The sequence below is a fragment of the Streptomyces sp. 1222.5 genome (genome assembly GCF_900105245.1).
GTDB lineage: Bacteria > Actinomycetota > Actinomycetes > Streptomycetales > Streptomycetaceae > Streptomyces > Streptomyces albidocamelliae.
On record NZ_FNSZ01000001.1, the window covers coordinates 254,041 to 267,558 of the forward strand.

General features: G+C 68.4%; 13 protein-coding genes and 2 pseudogenes. 4 read left to right on the top strand and 11 right to left on the bottom strand.

What is annotated here, in order from left to right; genetic code table 11:
• Positions 1-190: 190 nt before the first annotated feature.
• Both BLW57_RS01275 and BLW57_RS01280 read right to left on the bottom strand, forming a co-directional pair.
• On the bottom strand, positions 191-1,459 hold the full coding sequence (locus tag BLW57_RS01275) for an RICIN domain-containing protein (RefSeq protein ID WP_093471503.1): 1,269 nt from the start codon (positions 1,457-1,459) through the stop codon (positions 191-193).
• 325 nt (positions 1,460-1,784) lie between these two features.
• Positions 1,785-2,690: a helix-turn-helix domain-containing protein gene (locus BLW57_RS01280; protein ID WP_093480443.1), complete on the bottom strand. Its 906-nt coding sequence runs from the start codon at positions 2,688-2,690 to the stop codon at positions 1,785-1,787.
• Between the two features lie 940 nt (positions 2,691-3,630).
• Here BLW57_RS01280 and BLW57_RS01285 point away from each other — a divergent pair.
• Complete coding sequence (locus BLW57_RS01285; RefSeq protein WP_256339328.1) at positions 3,631-4,257, top strand: hypothetical protein; 627 nt, start codon at positions 3,631-3,633, stop codon at positions 4,255-4,257.
• Positions 4,254-4,745 carry a hypothetical protein gene (locus BLW57_RS42015; RefSeq protein ID WP_256339329.1) on the top strand — a complete coding sequence of 164 codons (492 nt, stop codon included), beginning with the start codon at positions 4,254-4,256 and terminating at the stop codon, positions 4,743-4,745. The genes BLW57_RS01285 and BLW57_RS42015 overlap by 4 nt, the downstream gene beginning before the upstream one ends.
• Positions 4,746-4,986: 241 nt before the next feature.
• Here BLW57_RS42015 and BLW57_RS42020 read toward each other — a convergent pair whose 3' ends face one another.
• The 3 genes and pseudogenes from BLW57_RS42020 to BLW57_RS41140 all read right to left on the bottom strand — a co-directional run bounded on the left by BLW57_RS42020 (position 4,987) and on the right by BLW57_RS41140 (position 6,422).
• Positions 4,987-5,256: a hypothetical protein gene (locus BLW57_RS42020; protein ID WP_256339330.1), complete on the bottom strand. Its 270-nt coding sequence runs from the start codon at positions 5,254-5,256 to the stop codon at positions 4,987-4,989.
• Between the two features lie 63 nt (positions 5,257-5,319).
• A pseudogene (locus BLW57_RS42025) lies at positions 5,320-5,418 on the bottom strand (hypothetical protein); the annotation flags it as partial.
• Between the two features lie 830 nt (positions 5,419-6,248).
• The gene (locus BLW57_RS41140; RefSeq protein WP_176985397.1) at positions 6,249-6,422 is read right to left on the bottom strand and encodes a hypothetical protein; all 174 of its coding nucleotides are present in this window, start codon (positions 6,420-6,422) and stop codon (positions 6,249-6,251) included.
• Positions 6,423-7,348: 926 nt separating this feature from the next.
• Here BLW57_RS41140 and BLW57_RS01300 point away from each other — a divergent pair.
• On the top strand, positions 7,349-7,801 hold the full coding sequence (locus BLW57_RS01300) for a hypothetical protein (RefSeq protein WP_093471506.1): 453 nt from the start codon (positions 7,349-7,351) through the stop codon (positions 7,799-7,801).
• Positions 7,802-8,298: 497 nt separating this feature from the next.
• Positions 8,299-8,619 (top strand): thioredoxin family protein, encoded by a 321-nt coding sequence (locus tag BLW57_RS42960; RefSeq protein ID WP_176985398.1) that lies wholly within the window; start codon positions 8,299-8,301, stop codon positions 8,617-8,619.
• Positions 8,620-9,487: 868 nt separating this feature from the next.
• Here the strand turns inward: BLW57_RS42960 and BLW57_RS42035 are convergent.
• The 6 genes and pseudogenes from BLW57_RS42035 to BLW57_RS01335 form a co-directional block, all read right to left on the bottom strand.
• Positions 9,488-9,814, bottom strand: a complete 327-nt coding sequence (locus BLW57_RS42035) for an ATP-dependent DNA ligase (protein ID WP_256339783.1) — start codon at positions 9,812-9,814, stop codon at positions 9,488-9,490.
• A gap of 58 nt (positions 9,815-9,872) precedes the next feature.
• A pseudogene (locus tag BLW57_RS01315) lies at positions 9,873-10,810 on the bottom strand (ADP-ribosylglycohydrolase family protein).
• Positions 10,811-10,981: 171 nt separating this feature from the next.
• Positions 10,982-11,980 (bottom strand): RNA-binding protein, encoded by a 999-nt coding sequence (locus BLW57_RS01320; RefSeq protein WP_256339332.1) that lies wholly within the window; start codon positions 11,978-11,980, stop codon positions 10,982-10,984.
• Positions 11,981-12,345: 365 nt separating this feature from the next.
• Positions 12,346-12,732 (bottom strand): FhaA domain-containing protein, encoded by a 387-nt coding sequence (locus tag BLW57_RS01325; RefSeq protein ID WP_093471512.1) that lies wholly within the window; start codon positions 12,730-12,732, stop codon positions 12,346-12,348.
• The gene (locus BLW57_RS01330) at positions 12,729-13,055 is read right to left on the bottom strand and encodes an SCO5918 family protein (RefSeq protein ID WP_093471513.1); all 327 of its coding nucleotides are present in this window, start codon (positions 13,053-13,055) and stop codon (positions 12,729-12,731) included. Before BLW57_RS01330 ends, BLW57_RS01325 begins: the two co-directional genes overlap by 4 nt.
• 48 nt (positions 13,056-13,103) lie before the next feature.
• Positions 13,104-13,505: a CBS domain-containing protein gene (locus tag BLW57_RS01335; RefSeq protein ID WP_093471515.1), complete on the bottom strand. Its 402-nt coding sequence runs from the start codon at positions 13,503-13,505 to the stop codon at positions 13,104-13,106.
• Positions 13,506-13,518 lie beyond the last annotated feature (13 nt).

Here is a 13,518-nt window from a genome sequence, read left to right on the forward strand (position 1 = left end):
TACCCCCGCGGGCGCGAGGACGACCGGCCCTGCTCGACCACAGTCCGGCGGTCGAACTATCCCCGCGGGCGCGGGGACGACTTCACCGCCGCGTTCAACGCGGACAGATCCCGCGAGCTACCCCCGCGGGTACGGGGACGCGGTACCCCGGTTCTGTGGGCCGCTCGGTGCCGCTACGACTCGGCTTGGGTCACTCCGGCCAGGTCTTGGCGGTCTCGTCGTCTCCGCGCTCCGGCCAGGACGCCGCGTCGCCCGCCCTGGGCCAGCCGTCGAGAACCGAGCTCCTCTTGTCGCGGGTACGCCATTCCGCGACCTGGCTGCCGTCCATGCGCTGCAGGACGAAGTGATCGCCCCGGTACCAGAGGGCTTCGGTGACCCGGTCACCGACGAAATACGTCCGGGTGACGATGTCCTCCTTCTCGCTGGTCTCGGTCTCCTCCGTGGCGCGCAAGACCCGCAGCTGGTCGGTGACGGTGGTGCTGATCCCGGCGGAGAAGCCCTTGAAGACGAAACCCGCCTCGGCCGTGACGGAGATACTCGTCGTCCGCTCGACCTCGGTCCTGTTCGACGTGGTCAGCCCGATGGTGGTCCGCTGCTTCTCCTCGTACTGGGAGAGACCGGAGTGCTCGTAGTAGAACACCCGCTCCCAGTAGCCGTACTGCTTGAGGATCAGGTACGGGTTGTGCTGCGCCTGCTGGTCGGCGGAGCCGCCGCCGTCCTGGACGCCGAAGGGAACGGCCACCTGGCCGATCAGCACCTCCGGAGTCCGCGCCGGCTCCGGCATGGTGTGCCCGGTCAGGCGGATCACATCACCCACACCGTCCGCAGGCCACGGCACCGGCTGCAGATCCGTGACCGGCCTGTACGTGTCGACGAGCTGGAACTTCCACAGCTGCGAGTCGAAGTTCGCGTCGCCCGGCTGCTGCGCGTAGTACACGTCCACCGCCGACCGCCCGCCGGACCAGCGCTCCGGCGTGATCGCGAGGCCGCTGGCCTTGTTGATGATCTGGTACCAGCCCGAGCCCCGGTCGACCAGGTTCCACAGCTGATGGGGACGCTTGTCCTCACGCTGGATGTGGTACTGGTCCAAACCCGACGGGCCGGTCGACCAGTACTCCGGCGTGAGCGCCATACCGCCGCGCTTGTTCACCAGGAGGTAGTCGTTGCCGTCCATCGGGAACAGGTGCCACGTCTGGCTGATCGCGCTTCCCGCGCCGGAAGCCTGGATGTCGTACTGGTCCACCGTCGACGGTCCGGTCGACCAGGACTTCGGAGTGAGCGCCAAGTTGGACCGCTTGTTAACGATTTGGTAGGTCTTGCCAGGAGCTAACGCCATGGTGTCTCTTTTCCCGCGCGGCCGGGCCTCCCCCGGCCCACGCGTGTCGTGACCGCACTGATCCGGCTGGGCCTTGCCCATGAGGGGCAGCCACAACGCCCCCACGCCTCCCTGAGCTGGCATGGCAGGGCGACAACCGGCGGGAAGAATGCCCTCCCCCTGACCCCCACAAACCGCTCTCAAAGAACATCAGCCGCAGAAACGTCACATGCGGCTGAACTGGTACGGCACCGGCACCACCCGCCGGCCACGCGCTCCGGGGGAAGGAGCACCATGATCCGCCGGTTCAGCAGGTGCCCGCGGTGGGCTTGGGGGCTCGTTCTGCCAGGTCAGGTCGGGCGTCGTCGGAGTCCTCACCCGCGACACACCGCGCAGTTTGCACTCTGGGACAACGATGGGAGTCCCGGGCGGCCGTGGAGCCAAGCCCGGGACGACTGCCTCCCGTTTCTCATGAACACTGCATATTCGCGCGAGCGTGTGACACATGGTGGCTTGCCGCGTCGATGTACGTCTTGGTGACGTCGGTGATGAAGTCGCGGCTGCTGTCGGGGCTGAGGGCCTGGGCCTGAAGGTGGTCATGGAGCACGCTGTAGTGCCGCACGTCGGATGGCTTCTCCAGATAGAGGTCGCTGGTGAACCGCTCCAGATACACCACCGTCGCCGCGGAGCTGTCGGCGAACCGCAGGATGGAAAGCTGTCCGGACAGGCCCGGATGGGCGCCCGCTGTGTAGGGGAGCACCTGCACCGTGATGTGCGGCTCGGCGCCGAGCGCGTTCAGGTGCTCCAGTTGTTCCCGCATGATGTCCGGGCTTCCGACGACACGGCGCAGTGCCGATTCGTCCAGGACAACCCACAGGCGCAGCGGACGGGCCGGGTCGTAGATCCGGTGCTGACGGCGCAGCCGCACCTTCAGACGCGTGCCGGCCTCTTCGACGGTGAGCAGGGGGATCGTTTCCCCGATGACCGCGTAGGCGTAGGCGGGGGTCTGCAGCAGAGCAGGGATCGCCATGGATTCGTAGGTGTGGAGTGAGGCGCCGTCCGTCTCCAGGGCGATGTAGACGCTCTGGGGGATGTCGCCGTAGGCGTGCCACCAGCCCGGTTGCCCGGATTCCTTGGCCATCTGCAGCAGTGAGTCGATGACCTGCGGGTCCGTCACCCCGTAGACCGCGCACAAATCGCGCATATCGCGGGGGCTGATGGTGCGGCGGCCGTTCTCGAGGTGACTGATCTTGGACTGGGAGACCATGAGGCGCTCGGCTACTTCGGTGCTCTTCAGTCCACTGGCCTGGCGAAGCCGGCGCAGCTCGGCTCCCAGACGGCGTCTCCTGACGGTGGGGTTGATGTTCGCCGCCACGAGCGGTGTACCTCCGGGGTTCAAGCCATCGTGCTGGTCCGCAGACTGCCACGGACACCGGCTGTTGATCATGCGCCATGCCGTCGTGTTCGCGGCTGCCAAAGCGGACTGTGACCTTGTCATTTGCCTCACGGGAGCGACCGCCAGACGTTCTACGGGGAGATACCGAAAGCAGGCACTGGGCAGACGGCCCGCCGGGTGCCCGCCGGGGTCATCGGCCAGCACGACGGCTGCCGTGATGCGCTTGCCCACCGGCTCCCGGCGCATCCCGAAGCTGCGGCACACGTGCAGCCAGGAGCCGATCTTCACGCCGCCGAGCTGGGTGTCGCGGGTGAGGGCGGCGGGGTCGGCGCCGGAGGCGAGGTGGGTGCGCAGCAGGTGGTATTTGCGGTGCCAGTCCGCGCCGTGCGGCAGCCGCCAGTACGGGGCGAGAGCGGTGAGGGCGTCGACCCGAGTCTGGTCGAGGACGGTCTTCGCGGCGAGGTGGCGTTGTTCGGCGAGCCAGACGCCGACGGGGGTGGTGGCGGGCGCGGCGATGCCCGCCTGCGCCACCTCACCCTGGCCCTGCCGCCCGAGCACGCCGCCGGCCTGTTCGACGCTCAGGCTGTGGGCGCCACCGAGCAGCAGCAGGTTGCTGCCCAGGCAGCCTCGGTCGCCAGTGGTGGTGCTCGGTTGCAGCAGGACGGTGTCGCTGCGCGCTGCACAGCATTTGCATGGGTTAGGCGGCACACCGGTGCTGCACGGGTAGCAGGCGAGTGGCAGAGCGCTTTCACGCGCTTCCTCGGGTCGGTGTCTCGATGTGGGCGCTGGATGGCTGGCAATCGCTGTGCTGCCTCAAATGATCCTCAGTAAGTAGATCTTGCGATTGTTGTGAGCATGCTCGATGGATAGCGTCCGAGCATCTGATCACCAGTGTGGTGATCCCACGAAGGGCGTCTACGTGTCCCTGCTCAGGAAAAAGCTCGCTGGTACGGGAGTTGTCGCGGTCCTTCTCGCGGGTATGGCCTCCGCTCCGGCCCTCGCCGACGACGAGCCCACCGTAGACGTGCCCACCGTCTCCGCGGACGAGACGACGGACATCAACGACCGCAGCGACTGGGAAGACGAGCCCGAGTCTGCGATCAAGCAACCCAACTACTGTGACGGCCCCTACACCTGGTACGCCATCACCTCGAAGAAGAACTACTTCGTGCCGTCGTGGTGGAACGGGACCTCCTGGAAGGACGGCCCCGGCGGGACCATGAACGTTTCGGTCACCAAGTCAGGGACGATCTCGGCAGAGGTAACCGGCTCCCTCGAATGGAGCTCCAACGCCGTCATTGCCAAGGCCAAGGCCTCGGTCAGTGTGAAGATCGGCGGCAGCTTCAGCATCTCCACCGGTCACCAGTACACTCACCCCGTCCACAGCAACAAGTACGGCCATCTGCAATACGGCTCGTGGGGATACAAGGTGACGTGGGCTCATTACCAGCGAGTCGGCTCCTGCGGGGTGAAGACCATCGGCAGCGGGAAGGCGATCCTGCCGACGTCCGAGACCGGCTGGAAGTACTGGGAGACCTCCTCATGAGTACTGCGCGCAAGCGGCTGGCCGCACCGGCCTGCACCGCCGCCGCAGCCATGTCGATCCTGCTTCTCAGCTCGTGCAGCCAGAGTTCCGACGACCACACCAAACCCTCCCCCTCAAGGGCGGGCACCATCTCTCCTTCAGGACCGAGTTCCACGCCGGACGGCCAGCTGATCAAACGCGCCACCTCCGTTGTGGCAAGCGTGCCCGGCGGAGCCCTGCTGGAAGGTGGGTCGGAGCGCGTGAAGGACGGTATTCATACGCGTCCTGTGCTTCGCGAGGGCAAGGCCTATCGGCTCGTGCTCGCCTGCGTCGGCCAGGGGCGCGCGTTGCTGACCGTCGTCCCCAAGAAGTCGGGCGCCGACGCGGTGATCCCCTGTGACCAGGCCGTGGTCCAGCAGCGAATCAAGGGGCACGGGCCGGTCCACATCGACGTCGTCGGGTCGAAGGGCACGACTGGCGCTCTCGCCTGGCGCATCAACGAGCTCTAAACCGCCCTGCGCTGTCCGGCCACCGCGACAGCCGGGTGTGGTGTTACCGCACGAGCCGGGCGAGTCAGCCGGCTGACTGCGGGACTCGGAGTTGGCAGCGGGTGTGACCTGCAGCGGCACGACGGCCATCGCCGATGACGGACACAACGGGCCGCACACCCGGCGTGTTCGGCAGAGGGAGGCGGTTCCGGAAGCATCCAGACCTCCGGCCGCCTCCCTGCGACCAGCCCGGCTACCCCGCTCACTCGAGCCTGAGTGCGGCCATCGCCTGGGCGATGCGCTCGGGATGGACGGTGAAGTCGAAGTGCCAGCGGCGTGCGATGACCTGGCTGGTCTCCTTGGGCAGGCGGTTGGCCTTGTCCGGTAGACGTTCGAGGATGCGGTGGTCGTGGCTGGTCAACGCCGTCGCGATGGCCCAGACGGGTTCGTAGGCGGTGCCCAGGATGGTCTCCGCCTCGGCGCCCGGCGGGATGTAGACGGGGACGATCAGGGAGGCGGTCTTGCCGGACACATCCAGGCGCAGGGCGCGGCCGAGGGACTGAACGCAGCGGATGACGCTGCGGGTGGGGTCGGCGAAGAGGACCGCGTCGACGCTGGGGATGTCGACGCCTTCGGCGATCAGCTTGGAGTTGGCGAGGTTCGCGACGTCGGCGGCGGCGAACTCGCCGAAGATGCGGGCGCGTTCCTCGGGGGTGTGCTCGACCGTGGGCGAAGAACAGCTTCGGGTCGATCCCGGGCGTCAGGCCCGGGTCGGTGGTGGCCAGCAGGCGCAGTATGTGGGGCAGTTCGCGGGTGAAGCGGCGGGCGTCGGAGACCAGGTTGAAGTAGACCAGCACCTTCCTCAGGCCGTGCTCGGTCATGGCGCGCAGGACCGCGAGGTGCAGGGCGGTGGTGCGCAGCGCACCGTCGTCCCTCTCCGCGTCCTGGCCTGGGGTGCCGGCCGCAGGCGTGGTGCCGGGGGCGGGCAGGTTCAGGCGGCGGCGCAGGCCGGTGTCGGTGAGGGTGGGCACCACGATGCGGTAGTCCGCCGCTCGGCCGTCCGCCACGGCCCTCGCCAGGGGGTATTCGATGACCTTCTTGCCGTAGACGGCCTAGTTGTCCATGGAGTTGGCGAATGCGTCCACCTCCCCGCCCTCCGGGCGGCGGCGCGGGCGGGTCACGTCGGCGGACTCCGCCAGCTCCGGGGCGGCGAAGATCCGGGGAGTGAGCCGCGCGACACGGGGAGTTGCCCGACTCTGGGCGCCGCGGCCCACTACAGGGAAGCACGCGGCGCCACCCGGCACCCTGCCGGGGACGAAACGGCCCCCGTCACATCTTTGGGCAACGGCGACCGTGCCCGTAGGCAGCATTCGGCGAGGCCTGAGGGGCCCAGTGTTCGACCAGCGATGCCACGTCAGAGCGGACGTAGGCGCGGACGTGACCTTGACCCGGGCGCTGCTGCCGCACCCACAACGAGCGGATTGCGTCCCATCATGGGGCGGCCCTCTGCACACTGCGCCACGTTCAGAACTTGTCCACCAGCCAACCGCAGACGCCGAAGAAGAAGGCGACACAGAACAGCCGGAAAGCAATGGCCTGCATGCGCTCCACCGTGCGTTTGTCGGCCTCTCGCTGTGCCAGTCCCACCTCGGCCGCGCGCTTCAGCTCATGTTCGTCTATGACTTCCCCCCTGATCAATCAGCCCCTGCAGAATGCCAGAACACCGCTGCCTCGTCGCGTCCGCCTGGACCGGGCGCAGTGGGCGTGGTCCGGTTCTGCGCTGACGGCCCACCAGCTGCATCCCTTGGGCCCGGACTGAGCGGGGTCGAAACCCTCGGCTTGCGCCGGACGAGAGCTCGGGCCTGTTCGGGCGGTCCCCTGGCGTGGCGGGGCTTTTGCGGTGACGATTGCGAGACGGTGAGGGGCGTCTATCAGGGGGGATCATGACCAAACCGAGGAAGGGCGAGTCTGCCTCCGAGGTCATGGCGCGACACAAAGCGGTCATGGCGCAGCGGGAGAAGGCGCTCGATCTCATGGCACGTCAGGTGGCCGCCAGGAAGGCCGAGTCCGACAAAGCCACGTCGCAGAAGCCGGCTACCAGACAACCGGCGCGCGTTGTACGGGTGGGTAGCAGTGTGCGGACTGTCTCTGGCGGCCTACCGTCTCTGGGCAAGCATCGCTGACCCACTGCGTGATCAACCTGGCTGCTGTCCCCGGCGGTTATGCCGCTGTACTCTCGACCGGCCTGGGGAGAGGGGCGCGGTATGCGCTGCTGCCCGGGCCTGTGGATCTCACAGGCGGTGCGCGGCGGGGGTGTTGTGTCGGTGGGGGCGCGTAGCGTGGGCCGGCACAGCCAACTCGCAGCAGGTACCACCATGCCACCACGTCTTGGAGAGCCGTCCGTTTCCGTCGCCGTGCCGGCCGCGCGGCAGCGTCGGCCGCGGCGGTCTTCGGTCCGTCACGGCCAGGCGTCGTGCGCCGACTACGGCTGCGCCCGCGCCGCCTGCCGCCAGGCGGGACTGCGTGCCCGCCGCCAGCGCGAGCAGGACCGTCTGCGTGGTCTGTCCGCTCGTGTCCCACCGCATACCGCCGCCCGGTGGGCTGTGCGGCTGCGCGAGTGGGGGATGTCCGCGCAGGACATCGCCGACCGGGCCGGCCTGTCCGTGACCCTGATCCGCCGCGTCCTGCGCACCCCCGCGCACGACACCGCAGCCCCGAACATCGCCCGTACTTCCGCGGACGCCATCCTCGGCATCCCGCTCCCCCACCGCCGCAACCCCGGCGCCCCCGGCACCCCTGGCCTGACCGGCTCCGCGGAAGCATCCCGGCTGCTGGCCGACCTGGCACGGGCCGGATGGCCCGCCACCACACTCGCCCAACACCTGAACGTCAACCCACGCACCGTCGCCGAAGTCCGCGACAAACGCCCCCGCCTCCACCTCGATCTGGCCCTGCGGATACGCCACCTGCACCGCGACCTGATCAGCCTCGACCCGGCCGGCCACGGCATCCACCCCACCGACATCGCCCGCACCCGCGCCGCAGCCACCCGACGCACCACGGCAACAGCCGCCTGATCCAGGCAGCTCCAACACACGGCACGTCGGGCGCTGAACCGGGATGTGTGGGGCCCCGCTGCGGTGGGCTCGATGAGTTCGCTGTGCCGTACACGGCGGCGTGCGGTGAGGTCCTCGAGCCCGCTGCTGCCGCCTACGGCGCATGGAATGCCTCTCGTGAAGCGAATACCGGAGGCGACCGGATTCCGTTCGCCCTGGGCTATTGGGGCGAGCGCTGCTTCCCTTCCGCGTGACTCAAGATCGTTCTTCCCTACCTTTCGCAAGGTGAGCAGGTACTCGTTGACCGCATGAACACAGAACCCCAGACCTCCGCCTCCACCGCCCTCCGGCCGACAGCACCACGTTGGCGTCGGCTGTGCCGGTCCGCCGCCGTTGTTCTGGGCGTGACGCTCGCTGCCGCCCCATACGCCGGTGCATCCGCCGCACCCCGCCCCGCAGATCAACGAACGGCGCCGGGAAGGGTCGAGGCTCCCGCCGCCGCGAGGTACGGGAAAGCCGTGATCCAGGTGACCAACGCAGAGCAGTTCTCCACGCTGCTCCAGACCAATCCGAAGGTCGTCGTGCTGTTCACGGCGGTCTGGTGCGGCCCCTGCAAACTCATCAAGCCCGAATTCGAGCGCCTCTCGACGGCGCCGGAGAACAGCACCATCGCGTTCGCGGCCATTGACGTCGACCAAGTTCCAGACGTGTCCGAGAAGGCCGGCATCAGAGCCATGCCCACGTTCCAGACCTACTTCGATGGAGAGAAGAAGGGCGAACTCCTCGGGGCCGACCCGCAAAAGCTCCGCAGGCTGGTCAACGAACTGGCCGGCGTCTAGCGCCCGATTCCACCCGCCTCGCTTGCGTGGCGCGGGGGCCGCATCGCCGTCCCGTGCCAGGGCTTCGGCCCCGGCACGTACGTCCCCCTGCGCGGTCGTCGGCGAGTGCCGCCCGAGCATGCGCCGAGCCGAGTACGCGGTGATGGCCGACTGAGCGGCCTCGGTCGCCTCGCGCCAGCGGCGCCAGGCGTCGTACTCCGCCCCGGTGAGGCCCGCGCGCTTCGCGCGTTCCTGATCAGCGGATCGGCCCAATGATCAGTTCACCGGTGCCCCGCCGAACTGGCCCGACGACAATCGCTACCGGAGCCGATGCTCGCCGCCCCCGTATATGACCGGGCCGGGACTGCCGCACAGCGGGCAATCGCTCTGTCCGCGATGAACGTGTTTGTCGGGGCGGCCCCGTACCAGGACGCGTGCCGGTATCCGCCGGGTCGCCGAAGCGCTGCTCGGACGGCTGCGGATCAGGGTGCCGCCTTCGGCTGGTGGGTCCGGACCCGAAGGCCGGGACGTCGGTGGGCGACAGGTCCGGGCGCGGCCGGTGCCAGCTCGCGGGATGCCGCCACCACCCGGCATTGTCGCGGGCTACGTCGACGCCGACCTCCACCACCAGTTCCGGCTCCACGAGGGTGACGTGCAGGCGCTCGCGTGAGCCCCATCCGGCGCTGAACGTCCAGCCCGTCCAGGGGTGGTCGTCTCCGGCCGGGTGAGGAGACCGGCCCGCGGTCTGCGGGAGCGTCGTGCTGCGCCCGATGTACCGCAGGCGCAAGTCGGTGTCGTAGCGGCCCAGCAGCAATGTGCGGGGCGCTGCCGGGGAGCCGGTGAACGCGCCGACGATGGCGTCCTCGGTCTCCCAGGCCTTGCGCTTGCGTCATCCTCGGACGGACGGCTCGTACCGTCCCTCCAGCCTCTTGTAGACCACGCCTTCGAGTCCGGCCGCCGTCCAGCTGGTCAGCCACTCACGCACGGTGGCCTCCTCGGTAGTGGAGGGGCACAGCACCCACAGCGCGGTGAGCCGACGGTCCGTGAAGAGGGCTTCCAGGGCGGCCCTGCGGCGGCGGTAGCTCCACCTGGTCGTGTCCGTGCTTGAGAGCCGGAGCAGGTCGAAGGCGACGAAGTGCGCCGGCCACTGCTCGGCCAGCCGTGTCGCGCCGGCGCCGCGGCGCTGAAAGCGGCCCTGCAGCCGCTCGAACGCCAGACGGCCCGCGGCGTCCTATACGACCGGCTCCCCGTTTATGTGGGCTACCGCACCTGTCTCATCGCAGCTCCTCTGCGAGGCGGTGTGCAAGGTGGAGAAGATCGGCCGGGCGCAGCACGCGTCCGTCGAAGCCTGGGATGGGGACGTGGAGCGGCTGGGTCCAGCGGGCGGGGATTGCGTCCAGCCCGTAGTACGCCCCCGCGAGGCCTCCGGTCACCGCGGAAACGGTGTCCGTGTCACCGCCGAGGTCGATCGCCGCGCGTATCGCGTCTTCGAAGCTGGTGGTGGTGCGCAGGGCCCAGCCGGCTGAGCCCAGACAGGGCCAGACGGCACCGTTGAACTCGGTCGCCTGCTCGGGGTGCCAGTCGGGCGCGAGGACGGTGGCGTAGCGGCCGCGGTGGTCGGGGTGGACAAGAGCCAGGACGTCCGGGAGCGCGGCGAGGGGGTCAATGTCCTCGAACGTGACACGGATGAGCTCGTGGAAGATCGCGGTGCCTTCCCAGGCCGCGCGGTCCCCGTGGGTGAGGGCAGCGATCCGGCGGGCCGCCTCCATGGTGACTTCTTGGCCGGCGGACGCGAAGTAGGCTGCGGAGGTCGACGCCCGCATCAAGGAGCCGTTTCCCGCCGCTCGTTGGTTGACCTGGAAGTGGATCGCGGCGGCGAGGTCCCAGGGCAAGCCGTTGGTCAAGACGTCCTCGGTCTGCAAGCCGATGTCCTTCGGCTCTGATGCCGCCCACCGCTGGAAGCGGGCGAAGATGTCCGGCAGATCCAGCCCGCCCCGCTCCAGCAGCGACTCCGCGACCAAGACGGCCATCTGCGTGTCGTCAGTGGCCTCGCCGGGGTCCCAGCCACCACCTCCGCACATCTCGCCACCGGCACAGGCGCGGGAAACCGCGCAGAGAACGCTCCCTGGGGGCCAAACTCGAAGGGGGCGCCCAGAGCGTCACCCACCGCTGAGCCGACGACCGCGCCAGCGGCCCGCTGAATCCACTTCATTCGCGCAGGTTATCCGCGCCGCGCCGACGGCTGTCCTGTCCCAGATAAGTGTGGGCAGGGCGAGGACCCTGACCTGCGGTGCCTAGAGTTGAGCGGGACACGAGAGCGGCCAATGTCTCACTCGGCCGTAGGCAGGACGATGAGTCGCTCACGGCGCCAGCGGTGGCCTAGTCACCACCTGGCGCGCAGCACGCCGTCGCTATCCGGCAAGGCAGCATGGAACAGCGGGTGGCGCTCGTCGAGAATCAGGGGCAAAGAGCAGGCTGCTTTCGCGCCCGCGACCAGGGAGGCGAGCTGTTGGTGATCGGTTTCGTCGATGGTGACGTGGCGGATTGTTCCGTTTGGTGCCTCCCAGACGAAGTCCATGGAGGCGTCTGCGGGCAGCGCAGCAAGGACCTCGTCAACATCGGGGTTGAGGTCCGGCCAGATCGCCAGGAGCGCGCGAGGACCGAGCCCAGAGCGTACCGGGTCGAGATTGCTCGCGGTGAGGCGGTGCCAACGGGTCGCGTTACGGACGTAGACCTCTTCCAGGAGCAGCGTCTGTTGCGACGCGAGTTCGACGCGGACTCGATCCCAGAAGTCCTCGTCGGCAGCCTCGGTCACTTCAGGTTCCTCAAGATCAGCCGCGTAGGGGGAGGCGCTGATTGGTTGTGCAAACAGGCCGAGTTCACGTGTCTGGGCGACCGCTGCGTCGCAGGGTCGGTCGCTGCTGACGTACACGTACTGGTCCCACCCGACGTGGATGGTGAACGTGTCCTCGCGCTCCAACCGGCACCAAGCACCCTCGTCGCGAAGCATGGTCCGCACCAGCTCCAACGCTACAGACAGTGAAACTTCGGCACCGTCGTAGTAGCCAGTCAGGTCCGGCGGGAACAGGTCGGCGAGGCCATGGCCGTCAAGCGGTTCTTCCAGGCCGAAGTTGACGAAGCCGGTGACCTCGGGTTCACGGATCTCCAGTGTGTCGATGCCCGCTTCCCGTGCGAAGGCGGCGATCGCTTCCAAGTAGGCCGCCTCGACCGGTCCGTGGTCGCTCACCGTGTCCTCAGCACCCGTGTAGTGCCCCCGCTCGTCACGGTCGGCGGGGTTGTACTTGGTTATCTGATGAGCGAAGGACGGCGGCACGAAGCTCCCTGAGCTGATGAGGCGGGGCCTCAGCATAATTCGTGCCATCAGACGTAGATCCCGCCTACACATCAACGGAACGCGGCCACTCACCCACAAAAGCGTGGGACTCCCTACACATAGCTGGGGCAGGACTCCGGGCCTCTGGAATGCCGCCGACTGACGGCACGACCGTAGGAGCCCTCAGCCACCGGCACAAGGCCGACGGACTCGGAACCTGCCTACAGAAAACTGGGACGCGGGCGCAGTCGCCTACAGAAGAGCGGGGACTGCCTACACATCGTTGGGACCTGACAACGGCCGCACGACCCTATCTCCTTCCTCGGCTCCCCGAACCATCGGCGGCGAACGCGTCTCGTCTACGGAGGTGCGCCGCCTGAGACACCTTGGGTCTGAGACACCCGTACAGGTCGCTAGAGTCGTCCTCGCGCCGGGCTGATGCGACTGTGGACGCGGAACCGGGCGGGCGGGTCACCGGGAGCGGGGCGAAGGTCGACGGCGACCGGTCCGGCGAAGGTGTACCCCTGTTCGGCGGCGTGACGGCACACCTGATGGACGAGGACGGGTGCCACGGGCGTGGGGTTGTCGGAGAGCTGCCGGTGGATATCCGGGGGCAGTTCGATGACGTAGGCGTTCGGCGCCACGATGTGCTGCCGGCCGATAATCAAGGCGTTGTCGTCACATTGCCGCAGGAGTATTGCCACGACCTCGCCCGGCCTCGTCCTGGTCGGCAGCAGGTAGCCCTGCACAGTCGTTGCCCAGCGCTCCATGACGCGTTCACTCGCGCGCAAGAACCTCATCGAGGGCTCCTGAAACAGGCGGGCACAGGGCCGCCGAGCAGTGCGGAAGCTCGCTGGAGCGGATCGACGATCCTCGCGGTCGCGGCCTTGGGAAGGGTGCGGCAGGTGAAGCCGAGCTGGGACATGGCCCGCAGGACCTCGCCCGCACTGAAGTCGCGGGGATCTTGACGAGTGACGGCCTGGCCGACCTGCTTGGCGGGGTAGGTGCGGCGGCCGATGATCACGGAGTCGCCGGCGACAGGCTCGGGCTTGACGCCCTTCATCGTTTCCAGCACGCCGTTCTTCGTCAGGTCGAACGGAAAGCGAGCGATGACACAGCGCATGATGCCTCAAAAGGAAGAGGGGCCGTAGCCGGCCGCGGGTGGGGCGGTTCAGCGGGAGAGGGCGAGGACGCCCAAGGCGTTGCCGTGGTCGTCGACCATGGGCAGGGCAGCGAGCCGCCGGTGGCGCATGGTGTGCTCAGCGTCGGCGATCGTGGTCAGTGGCGTGGCGAAGGGCACCCTGTTGCCGACGATGTCGCGCAGGCGGACCTGGTCGGTGTAGGCGCGGCTGTCCCGGACGGCGGTGAGCCGGGCCTGGGTGACGATGCCGGTGCACTGGGCGTCTTCGTCGCAGACGAGGAGGTGAGTTGTGCGGGCGGCGGCCATGACGGACAGCGCCACCTCGACCGTCATCGCGTCCCAGACCTGAGGCCCGGCCGCGTCCATGGGATCGGCCGCCGTCTGCACGGCGTTGCTGCTTGTGGAGCGGGGCTGCATCTGGACCAGCGTCACGATATGCCTCCTG

Excerpts from the sequence above, each read along its gene's own strand:
- BLW57_RS01330 (WP_093471513.1), bottom strand. The coding sequence starts at position 13,055 with ATGCGCTGTGTCATCGCTCGCTTTCCGTTCGACCTGACGAAGAACGGC.
- BLW57_RS01300 (WP_093471506.1), top strand. The coding sequence starts at position 7,349 with ATGTCCGCGCAGGACATCGCCGACCGGGCCGGCCTGTCCGTGACCCTG.
- BLW57_RS42015 (WP_256339329.1), top strand. The coding sequence starts at position 4,254 with ATGAGTACTGCGCGCAAGCGGCTGGCCGCACCGGCCTGCACCGCCGCC.
- BLW57_RS01325 (WP_093471512.1), bottom strand. The coding sequence starts at position 12,732 with ATGAGGTTCTTGCGCGCGAGTGAACGCGTCATGGAGCGCTGGGCAACG.
- BLW57_RS01275 (WP_093471503.1), bottom strand. The coding sequence starts at position 1,459 with ATGCCAGCTCAGGGAGGCGTGGGGGCGTTGTGGCTGCCCCTCATGGGC.
- BLW57_RS01320 (WP_256339332.1), bottom strand. The coding sequence starts at position 11,980 with ATGGCACGAATTATGCTGAGGCCCCGCCTCATCAGCTCAGGGAGCTTC.